The 24,111-nt window shown below is 71.9% G+C and carries 17 protein-coding genes; 7 read left to right on the forward strand and 10 right to left on the reverse strand.

The features are described from left to right. Positions 1-109: 109 nt before the first annotated feature. Positions 110-2,569, forward strand: coding sequence for an ATP-dependent helicase HrpB (gene hrpB / locus AFR_RS31690; protein WP_041842985.1), 2,460 nt, complete (start codon positions 110-112; stop codon positions 2,567-2,569). A gap of 1,522 nt (positions 2,570-4,091) precedes the next feature. Here hrpB and AFR_RS31695 read toward each other — a convergent pair. The 5 genes from AFR_RS31695 to yidD form a co-directional block, all read right to left on the reverse strand. Beyond that, positions 4,092-6,455, reverse strand: coding sequence for a putative bifunctional diguanylate cyclase/phosphodiesterase (locus AFR_RS31695; RefSeq protein WP_238547160.1), 2,364 nt, complete (start codon positions 6,453-6,455; stop codon positions 4,092-4,094). A gap of 42 nt (positions 6,456-6,497) precedes the next feature. Further along, positions 6,498-7,220, reverse strand: a complete 723-nt coding sequence (locus AFR_RS31700; RefSeq protein ID WP_023560905.1) for a PP2C family protein-serine/threonine phosphatase — start codon at positions 7,218-7,220, stop codon at positions 6,498-6,500. 91 nt (positions 7,221-7,311) lie between these two features. Next, positions 7,312-8,340: a hypothetical protein gene (locus tag AFR_RS31705; RefSeq protein WP_023560906.1), complete on the reverse strand. Its 1,029-nt coding sequence runs from the start codon at positions 8,338-8,340 to the stop codon at positions 7,312-7,314. Further along, positions 8,337-9,446 (reverse strand): transporter substrate-binding domain-containing protein, encoded by a 1,110-nt coding sequence (locus AFR_RS31710; protein WP_023560907.1) that lies wholly within the window; start codon positions 9,444-9,446, stop codon positions 8,337-8,339. Before AFR_RS31710 ends, AFR_RS31705 begins: the two co-directional genes overlap by 4 nt. A 55-nt stretch (positions 9,447-9,501) precedes the next feature. Beyond that, positions 9,502-9,861 (reverse strand): membrane protein insertion efficiency factor YidD, encoded by a 360-nt coding sequence (gene yidD, locus AFR_RS48840; protein ID WP_148308119.1) that lies wholly within the window; start codon positions 9,859-9,861, stop codon positions 9,502-9,504. A 68-nt stretch (positions 9,862-9,929) separates the two neighbouring features. On the opposite strand from yidD, the gene AFR_RS31720 reads away from it, so the two are divergent. Beyond that, complete coding sequence (locus tag AFR_RS31720) at positions 9,930-10,679, forward strand: hypothetical protein (RefSeq protein WP_052359520.1); 750 nt, start codon at positions 9,930-9,932, stop codon at positions 10,677-10,679. Here AFR_RS31720 and treZ read toward each other — a convergent pair. The 5 genes from treZ to AFR_RS31745 all read right to left on the reverse strand — a co-directional run bounded on the left by treZ (position 10,676) and on the right by AFR_RS31745 (position 18,917). Next, entirely contained in the window at positions 10,676-12,409 is a 1,734-nt protein-coding gene (treZ, locus tag AFR_RS31725) for a malto-oligosyltrehalose trehalohydrolase (protein ID WP_023560910.1), read from the reverse strand. The two genes, AFR_RS31720 and treZ, sit on opposite strands and share 4 nt — an antisense overlap. Further along, positions 12,406-14,676 (reverse strand): malto-oligosyltrehalose synthase, encoded by a 2,271-nt coding sequence (gene treY, locus AFR_RS31730; RefSeq protein WP_023560911.1) that lies wholly within the window; start codon positions 14,674-14,676, stop codon positions 12,406-12,408. The genes treZ and treY overlap by 4 nt, the downstream gene beginning before the upstream one ends. A 1-nt stretch (position 14,677) precedes the next feature. Next, a complete protein-coding gene (gene glgX, locus AFR_RS31735; RefSeq protein WP_023560912.1) occupies positions 14,678-16,789 on the reverse strand; it encodes a glycogen debranching protein GlgX in 2,112 nt (703 codons plus the stop codon). 293 nt (positions 16,790-17,082) lie between these two features. Further along, positions 17,083-17,346, reverse strand: coding sequence for a UBP-type zinc finger domain-containing protein (locus AFR_RS31740; protein WP_023560913.1), 264 nt, complete (start codon positions 17,344-17,346; stop codon positions 17,083-17,085). Beyond that, positions 17,343-18,917, reverse strand: coding sequence for a Na+/H+ antiporter (locus AFR_RS31745; RefSeq protein WP_023560914.1), 1,575 nt, complete (start codon positions 18,915-18,917; stop codon positions 17,343-17,345). The genes AFR_RS31740 and AFR_RS31745 overlap by 4 nt, the downstream gene beginning before the upstream one ends. A 142-nt stretch (positions 18,918-19,059) precedes the next feature. On the opposite strand from AFR_RS31745, the gene AFR_RS31750 reads away from it, so the two are divergent. From AFR_RS31750 to AFR_RS48100, 5 genes are read left to right on the forward strand one after another with little or no spacing between them, the layout of a single operon-like run. Continuing rightward, positions 19,060-20,070 carry a 3-oxoacyl-ACP synthase III family protein gene (locus tag AFR_RS31750; RefSeq protein ID WP_041841282.1) on the forward strand — a complete coding sequence of 337 codons (1,011 nt, stop codon included), beginning with the start codon at positions 19,060-19,062 and terminating at the stop codon, positions 20,068-20,070. Then, complete coding sequence (locus tag AFR_RS31755; protein ID WP_023560916.1) at positions 20,067-20,798, forward strand: glycosyltransferase family 2 protein; 732 nt, start codon at positions 20,067-20,069, stop codon at positions 20,796-20,798. The genes AFR_RS31750 and AFR_RS31755 overlap by 4 nt, the downstream gene beginning before the upstream one ends. After that, positions 20,798-22,249 carry an AMP-binding protein gene (locus tag AFR_RS31760; protein WP_023560917.1) on the forward strand — a complete coding sequence of 484 codons (1,452 nt, stop codon included), beginning with the start codon at positions 20,798-20,800 and terminating at the stop codon, positions 22,247-22,249. Before AFR_RS31755 ends, AFR_RS31760 begins: the two co-directional genes overlap by 1 nt. After that, complete coding sequence (locus AFR_RS31765) at positions 22,246-22,980, forward strand: glycosyltransferase (RefSeq protein ID WP_041841283.1); 735 nt, start codon at positions 22,246-22,248, stop codon at positions 22,978-22,980. Before AFR_RS31760 ends, AFR_RS31765 begins: the two co-directional genes overlap by 4 nt. After that, positions 22,977-24,089, forward strand: a complete 1,113-nt coding sequence (locus AFR_RS48100; protein WP_023560919.1) for a cytochrome P450 family protein — start codon at positions 22,977-22,979, stop codon at positions 24,087-24,089. The genes AFR_RS31765 and AFR_RS48100 overlap by 4 nt, the downstream gene beginning before the upstream one ends. The last annotated feature ends 22 nt before the right edge of the window (positions 24,090-24,111 follow it).

Consider the following 24,111-nt stretch of genomic DNA (forward strand, 5'->3'; position numbering starts at 1 on the left):
CAGTCAAGCAGCCCACCATCGGATCTGGCATCACTTTCCCCGCGATTTAACACGTCCAACACGTGCCGGCGCCCGCCGCGAGGGTGTGCGCGAGACTTGTCCGGTGCTGATCGCCGCGGACGCCCTGCCCGACCTGCCGATCCGTGCCGTCCTGACCGAGGTCGGCGACGCCCTGGCCGGCGCGGGTGCGGCGGTCCTGGTGGCGCCACCCGGCACCGGCAAGACCACGCTGGTCCCGCTCGCGCTGGCCGGCACGGGCCGGGTCGTCGTGGCCGAACCCCGCCGGGTCGCGGCCCGCGCCGCTGCCCGTCGCATGGCGGGCCTGCTCGGCGAACAGGTCGGCGAACGTGTCGGCTACACCGTCCGCGGCGACCGCCGCGTCTCCGCCGCGACCAGGGTGGAGGTGGTGACGACCGGGGTTCTCGTACGCCGCCTGCAACGCGACCAGGAGCTGACCGGCACGACCGTCGTGATCATCGACGAGTGCCACGAACGGCACCTGGACACCGACCTCGCCCTGGCGTTCCTGATCGAGGTCCGTGCCGCCCTCCGCCCGGACCTCCAGGTGCTGGCCACCTCGGCGACAGCCGAGTCGGGCCGCCTCTCCGAGATCCTCGGTGACGCCCCGATCATCGAGGCCAAAGCGGCACTCTTCCCGGTCGACGTGCACTGGTGCCCGCCCCCGCAGCCGGTCGCACCGCCGCTCGGCCTCCGCGTCGACCCGAAACTCCTCGACCACGTCGCCACCACGGTCCGCCGTGCCCTGACCGACGGCGACGGCGACGTCCTGGTATTCCTGCCCGGCGCCCGCGAGATCGAGACGGTCGCGTCCCGGTTGCGCGGCGTCGATGCCGAGATCGTGCCCCTGCACGGCCGCCAGTCCGGGTCCATCCAGGACGCCGCCCTGCGCCCGAGTCCGGTACGCCGCGTGGTGCTGGCCACCGCGGTCGCGGAAAGCAGCCTGACCGTCCCCGGCGTCCGCGCGGTGGTCGACGCCGGCCTGAGCCGCGTGCCGCGCATGGACCACAGCCGCGGCCTGGGCGCCCTGGTCACGGTCCCCGTCTCCCGCGCCGCAGCGACCCAGCGCGCGGGCCGGGCAGGCCGCGAGGCGCCGGGCCGCGTCTACCGCTGCTGGTCCCAGGCCCAGCACGACCGCCTGCCGGCCCAGCCCGAACCGGAAGTGGCCGCGGCCGACCTCACCGGCTTCGCCCTCGACCTGGCCCTCTGGGGTCACCCGGACGGCACCGGCCTGGCCCTGCCCGACACCCCACCGGCAGGCGCGATGCAGGCGGCGATGGGCACCCTGCACGCCCTCGGCGCCACCGACACGGACGGCCGCATCACCGCCCGCGGCCGCGCCCTGGCCGACGCCGGCCTCCACCCCCGCCTGGCCCGCGCCCTCCTCGACGGCGCCGCCACAGTAGGCGCACGCCGAGCCGCCGAGGTGGTGGCCCTCCTCGACGGCGACCGCCGCGCCGACGACCTGATCACCGCCTGGCGCCGTGCCCGCACCGACAACGACGGCGCGTGGCGTGCCGAGGTACGCCGCCTGACCGCCGCCATCACCCGCAACACGTCCGGCGGCGGCTCCGAACTCCCCGACGACCTCGCCGCGGGACTGATCATCGGTCTTGCGTACCCCGAACGGGTGGCCAGAGCCCGCGAGGCCGGCGGTCGCGCGTACCTGATGGCCGGAGGAACCGCCGCGGACCTGACCGGCAGCAGCAACCTGGCCGGAACGCCCTGGCTGGCGGTCGCCGACGCCGACCGTGCCCCGGGCGCCCGCACCGCACGCATCCGCAGCGCCGCCCCCCTCGACGAGGCCAGCGCCTGCCTCGCCGCAGCCACCCTCCGACAAACCACCACCGAAACCGGCTGGATCGACGGTGACGTGATCGCCCGCCGCCTCGACCGCCTCGGCGCGATCACCCTGTCCGAACGCCGCATCGAACGCCCCGACCCCACCCAGGTCCAGGCGGCCCTCCGCGACGGCCTGCAGCGTGAAGGCCTGGCCCTCCTCACCTGGTCCCGGACGGCGACCGAACTCCGCGAGCGCCTGGCGTTCGCCCACGCCGCCCTCGGCGCGCCCTGGCCGCCGGTCGACGACGACGCCCTGCTGTCTTCGCTGGACGACTGGCTACCCCTGCAACAGGCCCGCCGCCGGGCCGACCTCGCGAAGATCGACACGGCCTCCGCCCTGCGCCGCCTGCTCCCCTGGTCGGTGGCCGGCCGCCTGGACGACATCGCACCCGAACGCCTTCCGGTGCCTAGCGGGTCCAAGGTCCGCATCGACTACACGGACCCGGCTGCGCCGGTGCTGGCCGTCAAAGTCCAGGAAGCTTTCGGTTGGAAGAACGCGCCCCGGCTGGCTGACGGGCGTATCCCGGTGCTGCTCCATTTGCTGTCCCCGGCGGGTCGGCCGGTCGCCGTCACGGCCGACCTGGCCTCGTTCTGGGCGAATGGGTATCCGCAGGTGCGGGCGGAGCTCCGCGGTCGGTATCCCCGCCACCCCTGGCCCGAGGATCCGACCACCGCCGAACCGACCCGGCGCACGAACCGCCGCTCATAACTCGGCGATCGCCGTCTCGGCCGCTGCCTTACGGTCGGAATGCCGCGTCGGATCCGGGCTCGATTCGCGGGGCTCTGCCGGCGTCAGAACGCGGCCGGGCTCGGCCTGTCCTGTCACGGGCAGGGCCCAACTTCCTTGAAGTTGGCCCTTCCTACCGCGGTGAAGGCCCGACTTCCTTGAAGTTGGTCCCTCCAACTGCGGTGAAGGCCCGACTTCCTTGAAGTTGGTCCCTCCTACCGCGGTGAAGGCCCGACTTTCTTGAAGTTGGTCCCTCCAACTGCGGTGAAGGCCCGACCTCTTTGAAGTTGATCCCTCCAACTGCGGTGAAGGCCCGACCTCCTTGAAGTTGATCCCTCCAACTGCGGTGAAGGCCCGACCTCCTTGAAGTTGATCCCTCCTACCGCGGTGAAGGCCCGACCTCCTTGAAGTTGGCCCTTCCCGCCGCGCGGAAGACCCGACCTCCTTGAAGTTGGTCCTCCTACAGCGAGCGAGGCCAACTTCTTTGAAATTGGGCGTGGTGGGGTGCCGAGCCAGTGCCTGATGGAGGCGCGCTGCTCGGGAAAGACTCGACCTCTTTGAGGTCGGCCCTCCTGCCGCGAGGAGGCCCAACTTCCTCGAAGTTGGTCCCTCCTACCTCGGTGAAGGGCCAGAGTTCTTTGAAGTCGGCCCCTGGTGGAGTGCCGGCCTGGCGTCGATGGAGTTGCGTCGCCCCGGGCAGAGCCCGACTTCGTTGAAGTTGGCCCTTCGCGCCGCGGGGAAGCCCCGACTTCGTTGAAGTCGGGGTCTGGTGGGGTGCCGGCCCGGCGACCGATAGGGCTTCGTCGCTTGGGCAGAGCCCGACTTCGTTGAAGTTGGCCCTTCCGGCCCCGCGGAAGGCCCCGACTTCCTCGAAGTTGACCGCTCCTGCCGCGGGGAAGCCCCGACTTCGTTGAAGTTGGGGCCTGGTGGGCGCCAGCCCGGCGACCGATAGGGCTCCGTCGCCCGCGCAGAGCCCGACTCCATTGAAGTTGGCCCTTCCCGCCCCGGGGAAGCCCCGACTTCGTTGAAGTTGGGCCCTCCCGCCCCGCGGAAGCCCCGACTTCGTTGAAGTTGGGCCCTCCCGCCCCGCGGAAACCCCGACCTCGTTGAAGTTGGCCCCTCCCGCCCCGCGGAAACCCCGACCTCGTTGAAGTTGGCCCCTCCCGCCCCGCGGAAACCCCAACCTCCTTGAAGTTGGCCCCTCCCGCCCCCGGGGAAGGCCCGACTTCAAGGAAGTCGGGCCGTGGGTGCCGAGTCGGCGCTCGATGGGCTGCGTCGCTCGGGCAGGGCCCGAAATTTTTTGAAAGTTGGCCCATCCGGCCGAGTTGGGCCTGTTCGGTCACGGAAAGGCCCGCGACGGGGTCCACATGGGATCGAGTCACGCGGACGCTCGTAGGCCGGACAGCCCGGATCGAGGCCGGTTTACCCGTAGGCCGGGGCAACGCCGGATCGGCGAAGCTCCGGGTTGGGCAGGGGTGGGACAGGCCACCAAGCCTGAGGCGTCCTAGGAGGCTAGGTGTGGGCTTGAGTGCGGCGTCGGCTGAGTGGGGATCGTCGCGGTCAGGCGGTGGACCGGTCCCGGCTGCCCGAACAGATACCCCTGCCCCAGATCACACCCCAGCGCCGCCAGCGCCCGGGCCCGCGCCGGCGTTTCGATTCCCTCGGCGACCACCGCGATGTTGAGCTCGGCGCAGATCGCGAGGACCGAGCGGCACAGCGCCCCGGCCCGTTCGGGTGAGACGTCGACGTCGGTCAGGGTGGAGTCGAGTTTGACGATGTCGACCGGCAACGAGTGGAGCTGCGCCAGCGCGTTGTAGCCGCTGCCGAAGTCGTCGAGCGCCACCCGGACACCGCGGCGGCGGAGGCGTTCGGCCACCTCGATCGCGCGGGGCAGGTCGGGGATGCGGCGGGTTTCGGTGATTTCGACGACCAGGCGGGACGGGCGGAGGGCGTGGCGTTGCAGGGCGCGGTCCACCGCCTCCTCCAAGCCGTGCTGGCCCAGGCGGGCCGCGGACACGTTCACGTGCATGTCGATCGGGCGGCCGTACGTGTTGGCCAGGGCTGAGGCGTCCGCGCAGGCTCGGTCGAGGACGAAGTCGTCGATGGCGGCGACGAGGCCGGTGCGTTCGGCGACGGTGACGAAGACGTCGGGGTCGACCGGGCCGGCGATGGGGTCGGTCCACCGGGCGAGGGCTTCGACGGCGACGATCGCGCCGTCGGAGAAGCGGACGATCGGCTGGTAGTGGACCTCGAAGCCGTTGGCGGCGGGTGAGCCGGACAGGGCGCGGGCGAGGAGGTGGGGCAGGTCGGCGTTCGGGCCGCCGTCGGAGCCGCCGGTGTAGCGGGCGAGGGCGTTCTTGCCGCGGCGTTTGCTGACGTACATCGCGGCGTCGGCGCGGCGCAGGAGGGTGTCGGCGGACAGGTCGACGTCGCCGGGTTCGGGCAGGACCAGGCCGAGGCTGGCGCTGATGCCGACCGTGTGGCCGTCGATCTCGAAGGGTTCGCGCAGCGCCGTGAGGATGCGCTGGGCCGCGGGTTCGGCCTCGGACGCCGGGCGTTCCAGGAGCACCGCGAACTCGTCGCCGCCGAGCCGGGCGACCAGGTCGCCGGGGCCGACGGAGGCGATCAGGCGGTCGCCGATGGCGCGGAGCAGGCGGTCGCCCATGGCGTGGCCGAAGCTGTCGTTGATGAGTTTGAAGTCGTCGAGGTCGGCGAAGAGCAGCGCCACGGGCATCCGGCGGTGACGGTGGCCGTCGAGCGCGAGGACCAGCCGCTCGCGGAACAACGCGCGGTTGGCCAGCCCGGTCAGCGGGTCGTGGTAGGCCTGGTGGTGCAGCCGCTGCTGGCCCTCGGACACCCGGGCGAGCAGGACCGTGTTGTCCACGATGGTGAACATCTGCCGGGCCACGACCAGACCCAGACCCAGCCAGCCCAGATATGCCTCGTACGACGTGAGCTGCCCGCCCGCCCCCGTCCGCACCGCGATGACCACACCCGTGGCGACGACCGGCACGTACGGCAGCAGCAGGTGGAGCCAGTCGGCCTCGGCGGGGGCGACGACGGGCTGGTCGGTGAGAGTGGGGTTGGTGAGGGCCGCGAGTGCGAGCAGGCCCGGGCCGAGCAGATAGCCGGCGGACTCCCACGGTGTCAGGACGCCGGTGCTCAGGTGGAGCATCCGCAGCGTGTCGGAGACGCCGAAGGCGAGCATCGCCAGTGTCATCAGCCGCAGCGGCACCCGGCCGGCGGCCGAGGTCGGGCGGGTCGTCAGCAGCAGCACGCCGACGACCACGAGCATCAGGTCGGCGATCGGGTAGACGGCGGCGGCCCCGACGACGAGCGGGTTGTCGCCGACCTCGTCGAAGATCCGTCCGGGCAGTGCCGACCAGATCAGTGCGAGCAGCGAGCCGGTGATCAGGAACGCGTCGATGACGAGCACGACCCGGTCGCGGCGCAGTGACGCCTGCGCGGGCCGCGGCAGGGCCATCGAGCCGGCGATCAGGGCCAGGAAGGTGAAGACGGGCAGCGTGAGGAAGCCGACGTCGGCGGGCACGGCTGCCGCGCTGCGGTCCGGGTCGACGAGGTCACGGACGACCCACCAGAGCCGGGCGGCGGCCCAGGTGGTGAGTCCGGCGGCGATCAGCAGCCGCCAGCGGCGCCGGGCCCCGGATCGTTTCAGGCCCGACCGGAAGCAGATGACGGCCGCGAGCACACCGGCGGCGAGTTGGGCCAGGTCGTCGTAGAGCCGCTGGGCCGGGCCGTCGGGAACCACCCACGCGCCGATCGCCGTGACGGCGGCGACGAGCACCAGCGTCACGGCTGATCGTGCTGACAGCCGTCCCGTCGTCATCACCACCCGCAGCAGAGCCACGGGAGGCCGTCCCGCGACCGGAGTAACGTACCGCAGCTGCCGTCAGGCGGTCGCGTCCAGATCGGCGACGATCACCGTGATGTTGTCGGGGCCCCCACCCTGCAGGGCGAGGTCGAGCAGACGCTCGGCGCAGTCCTGCGGTCCGTCGCAGGCGAGCAGCTCCTCCTCGATCCGCTCGGCGGAGACGACCGTGGTGAGGCCGTCGCTGCACAGCAGCCAGCGGTCGCGGGGCTCCGGCTCGACGATGACGTAGGACGGGCTGACCGGCTCGCCCTGCAGCGCCTGGGTCACGACCGCGCGGCGCGGGTGGCTGCCCGCCTCCTCCGGCCGGATGAGTCCCTGGTCCACGAGCATCTGGACGTAAGTGTCGTCCTTGGTGAGCTGGTTCAGCCGGCCGTCCCGCAGCAGGTACGCCCGGGAGTCGCCGACGTGGGCCAGCGCTGCCCGGTCACCGGAGAAGATCACGGCGGTCAGCGTCGTGCCCATGCCCTGCAGCGCGGCGTCGCCGGCGACGGTCTCGGCGATCCGGCCGTTCGCCACCTCGAGGGCCTTGTGCAGTGCGTCCATCTGGCTGTCGTTGTCGATCGGCACGTCGAGGGAGGTCATCGCCTCGACGGCGAGGCGGCTCGCGACGTCACCGGCGGCCATGCCACCCATGCCGTCGGCGACGACGAGGAGCCGGTCACCGGCGTAGTAAGCGTCCTGGTTGTTGCTCCGGACGTGGCCTCTATCGGTGACGGCCGCCCACCGCAGGTGCAAGGTCATGGCGTGCAGCCTGCCAGGTCACGTCCAGCCTGTCTGCACGTGGTCGGCGGCGCGTCGCAACAACCGGCCCGTACCTGCGCAAATCTGCGGGTCATCGGGGCTCCAGCGGGCGGCCGAGACAGCGGGGGTCGACCTCGGTGACCTGCCGGGTCGGTGCGACCCACTCCAGCGCGGACTCGTCGATCGCCCAGCCGCGTACCGTGATCCGGCTGTTCTGGGTCCGGACCGGCTCGGGGCACAGGGTCTTGGACCGCACGTCGCTGTTGGGGATGAAGACCACGTCGCCGCCGCGCCGCAGGATCGTGGTGGCGGTGTCGTCGACGGTGATCAGTTGCCCGCGGATGACCTCGATCGGGGCCTCGGCGCCGGCGGCGACCTCGACGGCGCTGTTCGGGAGCACGGGCGCGCGCAGGAAGACCACCCCGATCACGAACGGCGCGACGATCATCGCGGCGACGGCCGGCCAGTGGGTCGCCAGCCGGGCCGCGCGCGGGGGCAGGGGTCCGGTGAGCAGCCAGCCGAGCAGCGGCGGCACGAGCAGCAGCACGGCGGTGCCGGTCTCTCCGGCCGCCCAGGCCAGACGGATGCCGGGCCAGACCCAGATCAGGACCATCAGGCCGAGCATCACCGGTACGCCCAGCGTCACCACGACGAGCATGCGGCGTTCACCGGGGTACCGCTGCACCGCGGTCAGCCCGAGGATGATCGCGACCAGCATCAGCAGCGTCGGCAGCAGGCGCAGTTGCCAGGTGAAACCGGCCAGTACCACCGCGACGACCACCACCCAGTCGGGCATCCGCAGCGCCGTGAGCGCGAGCAGCGACCGCCGGGCGGCGTGCTCCTGGTCGGGTGAGCTGACCAGCAGCAGGCCGCCGAGGGCGCGCAGCACCAGCACCACCGCGGGGATCGTCCAGATGAGCGTGATGATCAGCGCGCTGATCATGCCGAGCGGGCTGATGTACTGCACGAGCAGCAGCATCGTGGGCAGGTCCTGGCGGCTGAGGTACCAGAGGCGCAGCACGAGCAGCACCAGCGGGAACGCCGGCAGCGCGGTGAGCACCCAGTTCAGGGAGGTGCGCCGGATGCGGCGCGGCGGCCGGGACAGCGGCGTCACGGTCACGGGACCACCTCCTCCCAGGGCAGCTCACGGACCCGCGGCCGGGTGGTGTTCGGCTGCTGCGGGCGGGAGAGCGGCACGGGCAGGCCGTCGACGTTCTTGTTCTTCGCCGTCTCGGGGAGGATGTTCGCCTGGTAGGCCTGCTCCCAGCGGGCATCCTTCGGGTCGGCGAAGGAGCGGTAGAGCGTGATGTTCACCAGGTCGCGCAGGGCCTCGTTGGCGCCCACGCTGACACCCCACGGCTCAGTCTTGTCCAACCCGAGGTCCCAATGGTCGTACTTGTCCGGGAAGCGGGCTTTGTAGCCACCGAGGATCGCCGCGTCGGTGGTCACCGCGTCCACCTCGTCCTTGTCCAGGAGGTCGAAACACTCGGAGACCCGGTTGCGGCGTACGAGTTGCCGGGCACCGGACTGGGCGGCCGCCACCGCGCTGGTGGAGCTGGACAGCGAGCAGACGTCCTTGTCCTTGAACTCCTCGAGGCTCGCCACCTTCTTGTGGCCCTTGAGCGTGATCACCGACTGCTCGGTGTGCAGGTACGACTGGGAGAACATGACGTTGGGCATGTCCTCGCGTTCCTGGGTGATGCTGTAACTGGCGATGACCATCTTGACCGGCACGGGATTTTTCTGCAGGTCGGACGCCTCCATGCGGGCGCGGTCCTCGCTCTCGATGCCGAAGAACCGCACCTCGTCGCGCCGGAAGCCGAGATCCTCGGCGATCATGTACGCGATGTCGATGTCGAAGCCCCGCCACGTGCCGTCGACGAGCTCGGCGATCCCGGGCTGGTCGTCCTTGACGCCGATGGGCAGTGTCTGCCACTCGTCGACACCGGCGGCGCGGCGCAGGTCCTCGATCGAGGGCGGCCCGATGTGGAAGAGCCGCACCCAGGAGAACGTCAGCACCATGATGAGGACCACCCCGACCGCGACCAGCCGCCACGGCGCGAGCGAGCCACCCCAGGTGCGGACGAGCGGGTCGGGTTGCGTGAAGGTGCGGCGCAGTCCCTCGATCGTGCGCTGGGCGCGGACCGCACGGGCCCGGCGCTGCGCCGGCAGCCGCCGGCGGATCACGGCCTTGCGGATCTCGCCCCGGCCGCTCTCGTCGTCCATCGTCGACACTGCACTCCCGTCCCCGTAGCGGAACGCCCATGGTGACCGACCAATGTCACGGAACGGGGTCCGCGGTCCCGTAGGCGACACCGGGACGGCAGCGCCGCAACCGGCCCGCCGTCAGCCACAGCCCCTTGCGGGTGCCGTGACGCTGCACGGCCTCGAGACCGTACGCGCTGCACGTCGGGGTGTAGCGGCACCGGGTGGGCAGCCGCGGGGAGACCTTCCGGTAGCCGCGGATGGCGGTGGTGACCACGGCGTCGGTGCGCCGTCCTGACCGGCCCAGCCGGGAGAAGGCCAGCAGAGTGGTGCTCAGCAGGCTGAGGTCGCAGAACGGGAGATCACAGCCGTCGCAGCCGCAGTCGCAGCCGTCGTGCCACTTGCGCTTGCGTTTGTGCTTCCGGCTCCCCCACATGGTCACCATCGTGGCGTACGCGTGCGACACCCGGCATAGCGCCACCGGATCGGGGTACCCGGACCCGCATGAGAACCGTGCCGGCTCTGGCGACGGCCACCGTCACTGCGGCCCTGGTCGTGCGTGTGCTGCGTTCCCGGCACCGCCGGTTCCTGCACCCCGACGGGCGGTCCTTCACCGGCGACCTCGAGATCTGGGGCGCGGGTGAGCAGACCGGCGCGGAGCTGCTCGACCGTCCCGGCCGGCATCCGGTGACCGTGCGGATCTCGAAAGGGGCCGGCACGGCAGCCGGTCGCGCCGACGTCCTCGGCGTCGCCGTCCGCGTGCACGGACCGGTCGCGGGCCGCCGTCACGACCTGCTCTTCTCCACCTGCGGCCGGGGCCGGCTGCTGCGGCACGTCCCCGTCCCGCGGCGCGGCTTCGACACCACCTACGGTTCCATCCAGCCCTACCGCACCGGCTCCGGCCGGACGTTCCAGCTGGTCGTCCGGCCCGATCCGGAGGGTACGGCGCTCGGCCGTACGCTGGGATCGGTGGTGTCCGCGGCGGCCCGGGACGACGCCCGGCTGATGCTCGTCCTGGCCGAGAAGGACGCGGAGCGGACCGTCGGAAAGGTACGTTTCGGCGCGGCCCTGTCGCCCACCACGGACGCGGCACTGGCGTTCGACCCCATCCGCAACGTGCCCGCCGACCTGTACCCGACCGGGCTGATCCACGGCACGCGGGCGCTGGCCTACCGGCTGTCCCAGCGCTGGCGCGGCGCCGCCCCGGCCACGGCGAACCCTGCCGCCGTGGCCCGGACGGCTCTACCCGGCTAGCGGAACGCGACCACCACGGCGGTCTCGGGCGGCAGCTCGACCCGGTCACGCTGGAGGACCACACCCTGCTCGGTGGCGAGCAGCACCTTGCGCGGTGCCGCCCGGAGGCTGACCGTCTGCGGGGACGACGCGAGGTTGACCGCCACGGCGCAGTTCCCCCGGCGCATCACGAGGTACTGGTCGCCGTGCCAGACCTCGACCTTGTCGAGCCGCGGGTCGGACAGGTCGGCCCGCTCACGCCGCAGGGCGATGAGCCGTTTGTGCAGGTCGAGGATCTCGGCGTGGCCGGGCTTCTCCCGCTCGGACCAGTCCAGTTTCGACCGCTGGAACGTTGCCGGGTCCTGCGGGTCGGGCACCTCGGTCTCGGCCCAGCCGTGCGAGGCGAACTCGCGCCGCCGGCCGTTCTGCACCGCGGCGGCGAGCTCGGGCTCGGGGTGGCTGGTGAAGAACTGCCAGGGGTTGCTGGCGGCCCACTCCTCGCCCATGAAGAGCATCGGGGTGAACGGCGAGGTGAACAGCAGCGTGGCACCGACCTTGAGCAGACCCGGCGACAGCGTCGCCGACAGCCGGTCACCGATCGCGCGGTTACCGATCTGGTCGTGGTTCTGCAGGTACGCCACGAAGCGGTGACCCGGGATCCGCGCCCGGTCGACGGGCCGGCCGTGCCGCCGCCGCCGGAAGCTCGACCAGGTGTCGGCGTGGAAGAACGCGCCGGTCAGCACCGTCTCCAGACCGTCGAGCGAGCCGAAGTCGCCGTAATAGCCCTGCCGCTCGCCGGTGAGCAGCGCGTGCAGCGCGTGGTGCACGTCGTCGTCCCACTGGCCGGTGAGGCCGTACCCGCCGGCCTCGCGCGGGGTGATCAGCTTGGGGTCGTTGAGGTCGGACTCGGCGATCAGCGACAGCGGACGGCCGAGGTGCGTGGACAGGCTCTCCACCTCGATCGTCAGCTGCTCGAGAAGGTTGATCGCGTTGTGGTCGACCAGCGCGTGCACGGCGTCGAGCCGCAGGCCGTCGACGTGGTAATCGCGCAGCCAGCCGAGCACGCTGTCGATGATGTACCGCCGGACCTCCTCCGACAGCCCGCCGTCGAGGTTGACCGAGTCACCCCACGGGTTGGTGCCGGCCGCGCTCAGGTAGGGCGCGAACATCGGGGCGTACGCGCCGCTCGGGCCGAAGTGGTTGTAGACGACGTCGAGCACCACACCGAGGCCCTTGGCGTGGGCGGCGTCGACAAACCGCTTGAGGCCGTCGGGGCCGCCGTAGGCCTCGTGCGGGGCGTACCAGCAGACGCCGTCGTAACCCCAGTTGTACTCACCGTTGAAGGAGTTGACCGGCAGCAGCTCGACCAGGTCGACACCGAGCTCGACGAGGTGGTCCAGACGCGCGATGGCGGCGTCGAAGGTGCCCTCGGCGGTGAACGTGCCGACGTGCATCTCGTAGAGGACCGAGCCGGGCAGCTGACGACCGGTCCACGCCTGGTCCGACCACGCGAAGGCTGTGTGGTCGTAGACCCGGCTGGGGCCGTGCACACCCTCGGGCTGCCACGCGGACCGCGGGTCGGGCAGCGCGCCGTCGTGGTCGTTGAGCAGGTAGGCGTAGTCCGTGCCGGGCCCGGCCTCGGGCACGTCGAGACGCCACCAGCCGTCCTCGCCGCGTTCCATCTCGCGGTCCGTCCCGTCGAGACGCAGCTTGACGGTCTTCTCCGGGACCCATACCTCAAAAACGGTCATTGTTCTTTCACCAGCAGAGCGACGGGATAGGTGTGCAGGAGGTCGGCCACCGCCAGGCGGTTCCCGCCATAGCTGGTGTTGGTGAAGACTTCCGTCCAGGTATTGCCGTCGAGTGACAGCGTGGTGTCGTGCCAGCCGCCGTGGCGTGACAATCCGACCGGGAGCCGGGTCGCGACCGCCACCACACCACCCCGGTCGAACGCGAGCACGTGGTCGGAGACGCGGCCCTCGGCGTACGCGGGCTTGTAGGACGTGAAGAGCTCGGGCCGCTGGCGGCGCAGGCGCAGGGTGCGACTGGTGACCAGCAGTTTGGCGGCTCCGGACTCGTCGACCGGCGGCTGCCAGCCGTCGTCGAGGCGGCCGAGCAGCTCGCGCCGCAGGCCGAAGTCGACCGGCCGGCGGTTGTCCGGGTCGACCAGGGAGAAGTCCCAGAGCTCGCTGCCCTGGTAGGTGTCCGGGATGCCGGGCATGGTCAGCTGGATCAGCTTCTGACCCAGCGAGTTGGACCAGCCGGGCGCCGTGATCGAGGCCGCGAAGTCGGCGACCTCGCTGTGCAGCGCCGGGTCGTCGTAGATCTTGTCGACCATCGTGCGCAGCGCGGCCTCGAACTTCTCGTCCTGCCGGTGCCAGCTCGTCCCGACACCACCCTCGCGGGCGGCCTTCAGCGCGTACGCCTGGAGGCGTTCCCGGTCGAGCGGCCAGGCACCGACGGCGGCCTGCCAGATGAGGTGGGCCAGGGCCGGATCCGGCAACGGCGCCGTCCGCACCCAGCGGCGGACGACCTCGGTCCAGTCCCCGGGCAGCTCGGAGAGGACGGCGAGCCGGGCCCGCACGTCCTCGCTGCGCTTGGTGTCGTGGGTGGAGAGCGTCGTCATGCTCTCCGGCCACTCGCGCTGCAGCCCGTCGGCGTAGTCGTGGAACTCGTCCGGGTGCACGCCGAACTTCGCGGGGTCGTTGCCGACCTCGTTGCGGGCCGTGAAGCGGGTCCAGCGGTAGAACGCCGTGTCCTCGACACCCTTGGCCATGACCGCACCGGTGTACTGCTGGAAGCGGATGGCGAGCTCGTCGTCCGCGCGCCGCAGCCGGGCGGTGAGCTGGTCGAGGACCGGGATCAGCCCGGGACGCCGGCGGCCGGCCTCGGAGCGGGCCTTGGCCAGGTGCCGGGAGCCGAACGGCAGGTAGGAGCGGTAGACCGGGAAGCAGGCCGCGAGCTCGGCCAGGGCCTGCGGCGCCGCCTCGATGTCGGGCACGAGCCGGCACATCCGGGCCAGCTCGGCGGCGAGCTCGGTGGAGGCGACGTGCAGCTTCGTCTGGTGGACCAGGTCCTGCCAGCTCGTCTCGCCGCCGGTCAGGTGGTGGTCGAGGGTGTCGAAGAACGCCTCGGTGTTCGGGTCGACGAACGCGCCGCCGATCTCCGCCAGCGCGTCGTAACCGGTGGTGCCGGCGACCGGCCACTTCGGCATCTGCTCCCCCGGCTCGAGGATCTTCTCGATGACGAGCCAGGCGTCGGGTGCGGCCTCGTGCAGCCGTGTGAGGTATTCGCCGGGGTCGCGCAGACCGTCCGGGTGGTCGACGCGGATGCCCTGGACGGCGCCCTCGGCGTACCAGCGGAGGATCTCGCGGTGGGTGGCCTCGAAGACCTCGGGGTCCTCGACGCGGAGACCGGCGAGGTCGGTGATCGAGAAGAACCGGCGGTAGTTCAGCTCGGTGTCACCACGGGTCCAGTTGACCAGCTCGTAGTGCTGCCGGTCGTGGACCTCCTTGGGGCTGCCCTCGCCGGTGCCGTCCGCGATCGGGTAGCGCTTGTCGAAGTAGTGCAGCTCGCCGCCCTCGACCTTGAGCTCGTCGAGCGCGGCCGGGTCGTCGGCCAGCACCGGCAGCAGAAGCCGCCCGCGCGACCAGTCGATGTCGTAGAACTTCGCGTACTCCGAGGACTGCCCGTTCTTGAGGACGTCCCACCAGGTCGGGTTGGCCGCGGCGACACCGACACCGGCGTGGTTGGGCACGATGTCGACGACCAGGCCGAGCCCGGCCGCGTCGAGCGCCGACTTCAGGGCGAGACGGCCTTCCTCGCCGCCGAGGGCGGGGCTGACCTGGCTGTGGTCGACCACGTCGTACCCGTGCTCGGAGCCGGGGGACGCGGTGAGCAGGGGCGCGGTGTAGAGGTGACTGACGCCGAGATCGGCGAGGTAGTCGGCCAGCTCGGCCGTGGCCTGCAGGGGGAAGCCGGGACGGACCTGGACGCGGTAGGTGGAGGAAGGGCGCAACTTAAACCGTCCTGTCCAAGACGATGAGCGAGCGGTCCGGCACGAGGAGGGAGGATCCCGCCTCGACGACCGACGGGCGGTCGGGCGAGGGCTCGGCGGTCTCGATGACCTTTTCCCATTTCTCGCCGTACTCGGTGGGGGGCGTGTGGAACTCGATCGGCGCGTCGTGGGCGTTGAAGAAGAGCAGGAACGAGCTGTCGACGTGACGCTGGCCGTACTGGCCGCGTTCGCGGATGCCCTCACCGTTGACGAAGAGCGCCACGGCCCGGCCGAAGTCGTTGCCCCAGTCGTCACCGGCCATCGGCCGGCCGTCCGGGGTGAACCACTCCAGGTCGGGCAGCGGGTCGCCGCCGCCGCGGGCGGTGACCGGCAGACCGGTGAAGAACCGGCGCCGCTGGAACACCTGGTGGCGGTGCCGGAACGCGGTCAGCTTGCGGGTGAACTCCAGCAGCGTCTCGTCGGCGTTCTCCCAGTCGATCCAGCTGATCTCGTTGTCCTGGCAGTACGCGTTGTTGTTGCCCGACTGGGTGCGCCCGAGCTCGTCGCCGTGCGAGATCATCGGCACGCCCTGGCTGAGCATCAGCGTGGCCAGGTAGTTGCGCCGCTGCTTGGCCCGCAGCTGCAGCACCTGCTTGTCGTCGGTCGGGCCCTCGACGCCACTGTTCCAGGACCGGTTGTGGCTCTCGCCGTCGCGGTTCTCCTCGCCGTTGGCCTCGTTGTGCTTGTCGTTGTACGAGACCAGGTCGTTGAGGGTGAAACCGTCGTGCGCGGTGACGAAGTTGATCGAGTGGAAGGGCTTGCGGCCGTCGTCCTGGTAGAGGTCGGCGGACCCGGTGATCCGGCTCGCGAACTCGGCCAGCGTCGCGGGCTCGCCCCGCCAGAAGTCGCGGACCGTGTCGCGGTACTTGCCGTTCCACTCGGTCCAGTTCGGCGGGAAGTTGCCGACCTGGTAACCGCCCGGGCCGACGTCCCACGGCTCGGCGATCAGCTTGACCTGGCCGACGACCGGGTCCTGCTGCACGACCTCGAAGAACGTGGACAGCCGGTCGACGTCGTAGAACTCGCGGGCCAGCGTGGACGCCAGGTCGAAGCGGAAACCGTCGACGTGCATCTCGGTCACCCAGTACCGCAGCGAATCCATGATCAGCTGGAGGCTCTGGGGGCTGCGCACGTTGAGGCTGTTACCCGTACCGGTGTAGTCCATGTAGAAGTTGGGCTGGTCGTCCACCAGACGGTAATAGGTCCGGTTGTCGATGCCCTTGAGGCTCATCGTCGGGCCGAGGTGGTTGCCCTCCGCCGTGTGGTTGTAGACGACGTCGAGGATGACCTCCATGCCGGCCGCGTGCAGCGCCTTGACCATGCCCCGGAACTCCTGGGTCTGCTGGCCGAGCGACCCCATCGCGGAATACCCGTGGTACGGCGCGAAGAAGCCGAGCGTGTTGTAACCCCAGTAGTTGCGCAGGCCCAGGTCGGCCAGGCGGTTGTCGTGCACGAACTGGTGCACCGGCATCAGCTCCACCGCGGTCACACCGAGCTTCTTGAAGTGCTCGATGATCGCCGGGTGGCCGATCGCGGCGTACGTCCCGCGCAGGTCCCGCGGCACCTCGGGGTGCCGCTCGGTGAGCCCCTTGACGTGCGTCTCGTAGATCACCGAGTGGTGGTACGGGATGTCGGGCCGCCGGTCGTTGCCCCAGTCGAAGTACGGGTTGACCACGACACCCTTGGCCATGTGCGGCGCCGAGTCGAGATCCGACATCTCGTCCGGGTTGTCGAAGTCGTACGCGTACAGCGACGGGTGCCACGCGATGTCGGCGTCCACGGCTCGCGCGTACGGGTCCAGGAGCAGTTTGTGGGGATTGCACCGCAGCCCGCGCGACGGGTCGTACGGGCCGTACACCCGGTAGCCGTACCGCTGGCCGGGCTCGACACCCGGCAGGTAGGCGTGCCAGACGAAGGCGTCCTGTTCGTGCAGCTGGACCTTCCGCTCGTTGCCCGACGGATCGAACAGGCACAGCTCGACCGCTTCGGCGACCTCCGAGAAGATCGCGAAGTTCGTGCCCGTCCCGTCGTACGTCGCGCCCAGTGGATACCGGTGACCCGGCCACACCTGCATGTGCTGCTCCCACCCTCGACCGTCGGTGCCCTGCGGTCGCGAGGGCCTCGCCGCGGGCGGGCCGACTTGTGCCCCGCCGCGGCGGTGCCCAATCCTGCGCGCCCGCATCCGCGGTCATTCTCACCGACGGGACGGGCGACGTCTCCGCGACTGTCCGGTTACCCGCCGATACTTCCGCTTACGCTGTGCGCGGAGTCACCACAACGGGGGGTTTCGCCGGGTTCGCTGGACAGGGTGATAGGGACAGACCCGCGACAGAGTGGCCATTCCGGGCCACCCCGCGCGGGCCTGTGTCAGCCGAGCAGTTCGTCGGCGAAGCACCACTTCCAGTTCTCGCCCGGCTCGTACGAGCGCATCACCGGGTGGCCGTCGGTCTCGTAGTGCTGGGACATGTGCCGCCGCGGCGAGGAGTCACAACAGGCGACGTACCCGCAGCCGAGGCAGACGCGCAGGTGGACCCAGTCGTGATGGCCCTCGGCGACACACTCGGGGCAACCGCCGTCGTACGGCGCTAGCGGTTCCGGTTCACCGGCTTCCTTGAGGTGCTGGCAGGTCAATCGTCACTCCGGTTCAGCTGGGACTCTTCGAGGTCGAGATCGCGCTGGGCGCGGTTGAGCACCTCTTCGGAGATGCGCCCCTCGTTGCGGGCGATCTTGAAGACGTGGCGCTCGGCCGTAATCATCTCCCGGCGGAGCCGACCGTACGCCGCCGACGGGGTCTCCGAGTCCTGATTACCAAGCCGTTCCCAGGCGGAGTTCGCCCGGCTGTCGGTCAGTGCCCGCAGCCGGTCGACCACCGATTGTGGCGCACCCTCGGCGTGGGTCTCGAGACTTTCGCGGGCGGCACGGCTGGCGGCGTGCTGCACACCCGCCTCGGCCAGCGCGTCCTCGGAGCTGGTGTCCTCCATGACACCGAGACGCCGGGCCAGCAGCGGCAGGGAGGTGCCCTGGATCAGCAGGGTCAGCACGATGATCGCGAAGGCCACGAAGACGAACAGCTCACGCGGGTAGTCGGCGTTGGCCACGTCCTCGTTGAGCGGCAGTGTCAGCGCGGCGGCCAGGGTCACCACACCGCGCATGCCGGCCCAGGCGATGACCGTCGGCACGGTGACCGGCGGGCGTTCCTCCCGGGCCCGGACCTTCGGGATGAGCCGGGCCAGGTAGGTCGCCGGGTACATCCAGAGGAACCGGACCACGACCAGCGTCAGGAAGACCGCCACGGTGACCGTGACGGTGGTCGCCAGGTCACGTTCGATCTTGCTGATCAGGTCGCGGATCTGCAGGCCCACCAGCAGGAAGACCACACCTTCGAGCAGGAACGTGACGAGCCGCCACACCGCGTCCATCTGCAGCCGCGAGGTCGCCGACAGCAGGTACGGGATCCGGTGCCCGAGGTAGAGCCCGGCCACCACGACCGCCACCACGCTGGACGTGTGCAGCTCCTCGGCGACGATCACCACGACGAACGGCGTGAGCAGCGACACCGCGTCGTCGAGCAGCGGGTCGACGATCTTCTTGTGCAGCCAGGCGGCGCCGATCGCGAAGCCGAAGCCGAGCAGCACGCCGCCGCCGGCCTTGAGCGCCACCTCACCGGCGATCTCCCAGAAGCCGACGGCCGACCCGAGCAGCGCGCCGATCGAGATCCGGACCAGCACCAGCGCGGACGCGTCGTTGAGCAGGCTCTCGCCCTCGAGGATCGTGACCACCCGGCGGGGCAGGCCGATCCGGCGGGCGATCGCGGTGGCCGACACCGCGTCGGGTGGCGCCACCACCGCACCGAGGGCGACGCAGGCGGACAGGGGCACCTCGGGCAGCAACGCGTGCACGACAAATCCGACGACGAACGCAGTGAGCACCACGAGCCCGACGGCGAGCAGCAGGATCGGCCGCAGGGCACGGCGGAACGCGACCACGTTGGTCTGCAGGGCGGCGACGTACAGCAGCGGCGGCAGGATGCCGATCAGCACCAGTTCGGGCTTGACCTCGACCTCCGGCAGCCCCGGCATGAAGGACAGGCCGAGACCCGCCACCAGCAGGACCAGGGGTGCGATGAAGCCGAGCCGCCGGGCGAGCGCCGCGCCGAGCACGGAGATCGCCACGAGCACGACCGTGTCGACGATGGGTTCCATGCCCGGAAGCTTAGAGAGTGCTGAGCGCCGTGGCCTGTGGTGCCACCCACCCTGTCCGGCTCTGGGCCTGAGCGTCCGGCCCGGAAAGAATGAGCCGTTCTACTCACGCCGCGGACACCGGCATTGCTGAAGGCTGGCGCCCATGACTTCGACCGTTCCCCGCGTGGGCATCACCCAGGTGGCCGCCTGCCTGCCCGAGCAGCAGGTGACGACCGCCGATCTGCAGCACCGCGTCGCCGTCGCCAGCCGCCTGCCGTTGCCGGCCGGGATGTTCGCCCAGGCCACCGGGATCGACACCCGCCGGGTCGCGGCCGACGACGAGTACGCCTCCGACCTCGCCATCGGCGCCGCGCGGCAGGTCCTCGACCGGGCCGGGCTGGACGCGCTCGACGTCGACCTGCTGCTCTTCGCCTCGGCGACACGGGACATGGTCGAGCCGGCCACCGCCCACGTCGTGCAGGCCGCGCTGGGCGGCCGCGCGCACGCGCTCGACGTGACAAATGCCTGCAACAGCTTCCTGAACGGCATCGACCTGGCCCGCTCGATGATCCTGGCCGGCCGCGCCCGCCGCGCCCTGGTCGTGACCGGCGAGACGCCGACCCGCTCGATGCGGCCGAAACTCGACGGCATGGCCCAGGCCCGCCAGGCCTTCGCCGGGTACACCTTCGGTGACGCGGGCGCGGCGGTGCTGGTCGAGCCGGTGGCGACCGGCGGGATCGTGGACGTCGACGCCGAGACGCACTCACAGCACTGGCCGGCCGGTGGCATCTTCGGCGGCGGCTCACGGCACCCCCGCGGCGACGAGCACACCTACTTCACCGGCGACGGCCACAGGCTGCGCGGCGTCTTCGAGAAGATCGGCCTCGGCCTGGTCGAACGTGTCCACCACCGCACCGGCCTGACCTGGGACGACTACGCCCGCGTGCTGGTGCACCAGGTGACGATGCCCTACCTGCAGCGGTTCGTGGAGATCGCCGGGGTGCCCGTGGACAAGCTCGAGGTGACCGTGCCCGAGCTGGGCAACATGGCCAGCGCGACGCTCGGTGTCCAGCTGGCGCGGGTCCGGCCGCACCTGAGCCCCGGCGACAAGGTGCTGCTGCTGGGGCTCGGTGGTGGTGTCAGCCTGATGACCATGGTCTGGGAGGTGTCGTGACCGCGCTGTGGGTGATCGTCCCGGCGTACGACGAGGCCGGGCGGATCGGGCAGACACTCGAGGCGCTGGCGGCACAGACCGACACCGCGTTCGAGCTGCTGGTGGTGGACAACGGGTCGACCGACGGCACCGCGGAGATCGCTCGCGCGTTCACCGCCCCGTTCCCGGTGCACGTGCTGACCGAGCCCGAGAAGGGCGTCGGCTGCGCGGTCGACACGGGCTTCCGGCACGCCATCGCGGCCGGGGCGACGATGCTCGCCCGTACCGACGCGGACTGCCTGCCGCGGCCGGGCTGGCTGGCCGCCGCGCGCGCCGGTCTCAGCGACGGCGCCGGGCTGATGTGCGGGCGGATCACCGCCCGGCGCGACGAGCACGGCCCGGTCGGGCGCGCGTTCTTCCGCCTGCTGGTGGGGCTGGCCGCGACGTTCGGCCGGCTCCGCCCGGCCCACCGCGAGCAGGGCTTCCTGGCCCCCTACCGGATGCACGCGGGCAACAACATGGCGATCACCGCCGAGCTCTACCAAGCCTGCGGCGGCATGCCCCGGCGGCCCTCACCCACCGACCGGACCTTCCTCAACCGGGTACGCCGGAGCACGTCCGCGATCCGCCACAGCCGCACGATGGTCGTCGAGAACTCCACCCGGCGGCTGGCGGCGTACGGGGTCGTCGGCACGGCGAAGTGGTATCTCGACCGCGGCAGCGGCGCGCTCACGACGGACCCGCGCTGATGCTCGACGAGCTCATCGCGGGCCTCCGTGACGACGACGACCGCCCCGCCGTCCTCGGCGCCCGGCGCACCGGCCAGACCGTGGTCCGGGCGACCCGGGGTGACCTGTCCCGCCTCACCGGGGGTTATGCGGCCGCACTCCACGCCCGGGGCCTGGTGCCCGGCGAGACCGTCGGCATCGCCGTACGCCCCGGGCCGCGGTCGCTGGCGGTGCTCCTGGCCGCGTACCACCTGGGTCTGCGGGTCGCCGTGCTGGACCCGACCGCCGGGCCGGACGTGCTCCTGGCCCGGCTCGGTGTGGCGAAGCCACGGCTGGTGCTGGCCGACGCGGCCGCCCAGGCGGTGGCCGGCTGGGCCGCTCCCCTGGCCCGCCGCGCCCAGCTGGCCCTGCCCGACCTCGCGGCCCTGGCCCCCACGGTGACGATCGGACGGCGGCTCCCCGGCACCGCACCCGGGCTCGCCCCGGCTCCGGGCCCGCGCCCGCCGGGACACGACGGCGACGGTGACGCGGTGATCGTCTTCACCTCCGGGACCACCAGCCGTCCCCGGGCCGTCGTGCACACCCGGGCGAGCGTCGCCGCGGGCATGCGCACGGTCGCCGAGCTGGTCCGTCCGGTGCCCGACCGGGCGGTGCTGGGCGGGACGTTCTTCGTGCTGGTCCCGTCGCTCACCAGGGGCGCGCCGGTCGCCCTGCCCGCCCGGCGTCCCCGGACCCTGGCCCGGCAGACGGCCCGGCTCGCCCCGCAGGCCACCTATCTGACCCCGCCACAACTGCGCTCGGCGCTGGCGGCCTCGACACCGTTCACCGGCCGGGTCTACAGCGGATCCGCGCCGGTCAGCGCCGGTCTGCTCGCCGCGGTCCGGGCGGCCGGCGCCGACGAGGCGTGGGGCGTCTACGCGCTCACCGAGGTCTTCCCCGCCGCGGTCGTCGAGGGCACGGCCAAGGCCGCCTTCGACGGCGAGGGCGACCTGGTCGGGGAGCTGCTGCCGGGCCTGCGCGCCCGCGTCGACGAGACCGGTCAGCTGCTGCTCGCGGGCCCGAACGCCGCCGACCGCTACCTCGGCGAGGAGCCGATGGAGTGGGTGGCGACCGGCGACATCGGCCGGGTCGACGGGTCCACGGTGGTGCTCGGCGGCCGGTGCAAGGACATGATCCTGCGCGGCGCCGAGAACATCTATCCCGGCCTGTACGAGCCGGCCCTGCACGTCTCCGGTGTCGAGCTGGCCGTGATCGTGGGCGTGCCCGCCGGTGACGGCGACGAGCGGGTCGTCGCCGTGGTGCAGCCCGCCTCGGGAGTGTCACCGGAGGCCGTCCACGCCGCGCTGCGCGAGCCCCTGGACCGCATGGGCTCCGCGCGGCCGGACGCCGTGCTCCTGGCCGACGTCCCGCTGGCCGGCCGGTCCCGCAAACCCGACCGGGCGGCCGCGTCACGACTGGCAGCAAGCGCATGAGGGACCTCGCGGTGATCGTGCCCGCCTACAACGAGGCCGTGCTCCTGCCCGGCGCCCTGGCCGCCCTGGCCGCCCAGACCGACCGCGACTTCACCCTGGTCGTCGTCGACAACGCGTCCACGGACGACACTGCTGCACTCGCCGCCGCCTTCCCCGGCGACGTCGAGGTGATCCCGGAGCCCGCACCGGGCGCGGGCACCGCGGCGGACACGGGCTTCCGCCACGCGATCGCCGGAGGCGCGACCCGGCTGCTCCGCACCGACGCCGACTGCCTGCCCGCCCTCGACTGGGTGTCCACCGGCCGGGCCCTGCTCGACACCGCCGACCTGATCTGCGGCCGCAGCGTCCCCCGCCACGACGAGCACCCCGGCCTGATCGAACGCCGGCTCTACCCCGCCGCGGTCCGCCTCGCCGCCCGCTTCGGCCGCCTGCAGCACCGCGGACCGGAATACCGCTGCCCGTTCGTCCTGGTCCACGGGCACAACCTGGCCATCACCGCGGCACTCTACGACCAGTGCGGCGGCACACCCCGCGAAGCCCTCGGCGACGGCTCCGAGGACGTGACCCTCCTCAACCGCGCCCGCCGCCACAGCGACCGGATAATCCGCGCCGAGAACCTCGTGGTCGAGTCGAGCCTGCGCCGCCTGCGCGCCTGGGGCTCCCGCCGGACCCTGCTGTGGAGCTGGGACCGCCGCTACCGCCCGGCGCCCGACGCGGTGCACGTCCGGTGAACGCCCGCTCCCGCGACCGGCGCGTCTACCTCGCCGGCCACCCGGTCCTCTTCGCCCTGCTCGCAGCCACCCGCTCCCGCCCCACGTGGCGCCTGGGCCGCACCCTGCTGGTCCACGACCGGGAGGCGTTCACGGCCGCCCTCACCCGGATCCCGCTCGACCGCACCGCCGAAGGCACCACCGGCGGCGCCGCAACCCGCCTCACCAGCGGTGACCTGCTCTTCGACCAGCACGGCGACACCCACCGCCGAACCCGGCGCAGCACCGCGGACTCCCTCGGCGCCGCCGGAGTGGCCCGTTTGCGTCCGACCTGGACAGAAATCCTCGACCGTGGCCTCAAGCCCCTCCACGACGGCGACACCGTCGACCTGGTCCCCCTGACCGCCGAACTCGCCGGAACCACGGCAGCCGCCCTGATCGGCCGCACCCTGGACGGTCCATCGCTGGCCGCAGCCGCATGCGCCGCGGCCGCCACCGCCGCCCGGGCTCACGTCCCCGGGCTGCCACGCTTCGGCGCTGCGCGGCGCGCCCGCGAGGCCACCGAACGGTTGTCCGCACTGGTCGCACCCGACGGCGGCCCGTCATCCGGCCTGGCCACGATGCTGGCCGTGGCCGCGATCACCACGACGGTCGCCGCCCTGCCGCGCGCGGCGGCCTGGACCGCCGACGCAAACCTCTGGGGGTACGCCCACAGCCCCGCCCTCGTCGACGAACTCCTCCGCGTGACCGCCCCGACCCCCCTCCTCCCCCGCGTCGCCGCAGCCCCCGGCCTCCTACCCGCCAGCCCGGGCAAGCCACGCGCCCAAGGCAGGTCCGGCGGGTCTGGTGGGTGTCCGGTGCGGGCCGGGGATCGAATGTTGTTGATCGCGCGCCATGCGGTCGAGGCCCACCGGCTCGACCCCGATCCGGCGCGACCCGTGCCGGCGCAGATCGCTCAGCTGGTTTTCGGGGTGGGACCGCATGCCTGTCCCGGCGCCCGGCTCGCCCGCGCGCAGCTGGCCGACCTGCTCCAAGCCCTCGCCCCGCTGCGGCCGGTGGTGGTCAAGGCACGCGCCGACCGGCATTCCGCGCTGCCGAGCTGGCGTTCCCTGATCGTCCGGGCCTCGTGAGGATTGCGGTCACCGGGGCGTC

Origin of the sequence: Amorphoplanes friuliensis DSM 7358 (assembly GCF_000494755.1) — a bacterium.
Lineage (GTDB): Bacteria > Actinomycetota > Actinomycetes > Mycobacteriales > Micromonosporaceae > Actinoplanes > Actinoplanes friuliensis.

Bases quoted from the DNA above. Each gene is read 5' to 3' on its own strand.
- AFR_RS31750 (WP_041841282.1), top strand. From the start codon at position 19,060: ATGACTTCGACCGTTCCCCGCGTGGGCATCACCCAGGTGGCCGCCTGC.
- AFR_RS31710 (WP_023560907.1), bottom strand. From the start codon at position 9,446: ATGGACGACGAGAGCGGCCGGGGCGAGATCCGCAAGGCCGTGATCCGC.
- AFR_RS31765 (WP_041841283.1), top strand. From the start codon at position 22,246: ATGAGGGACCTCGCGGTGATCGTGCCCGCCTACAACGAGGCCGTGCTC.
- AFR_RS31700 (WP_023560905.1), bottom strand. From the start codon at position 7,220: ATGACCTTGCACCTGCGGTGGGCGGCCGTCACCGATAGAGGCCACGTC.
- AFR_RS31745 (WP_023560914.1), bottom strand. From the start codon at position 18,917: ATGGAACCCATCGTCGACACGGTCGTGCTCGTGGCGATCTCCGTGCTC.
- AFR_RS31760 (WP_023560917.1), top strand. From the start codon at position 20,798: ATGCTCGACGAGCTCATCGCGGGCCTCCGTGACGACGACGACCGCCCC.
- glgX (WP_023560912.1), bottom strand. From the start codon at position 16,789: ATGCAGGTGTGGCCGGGTCACCGGTATCCACTGGGCGCGACGTACGAC.
- yidD (WP_148308119.1), bottom strand. From the start codon at position 9,861: ATGTGGGGGAGCCGGAAGCACAAACGCAAGCGCAAGTGGCACGACGGC.
- AFR_RS31720 (WP_052359520.1), top strand. From the start codon at position 9,930: ATGAGAACCGTGCCGGCTCTGGCGACGGCCACCGTCACTGCGGCCCTG.
- treZ (WP_023560910.1), bottom strand. From the start codon at position 12,409: ATGACCGTTTTTGAGGTATGGGTCCCGGAGAAGACCGTCAAGCTGCGT.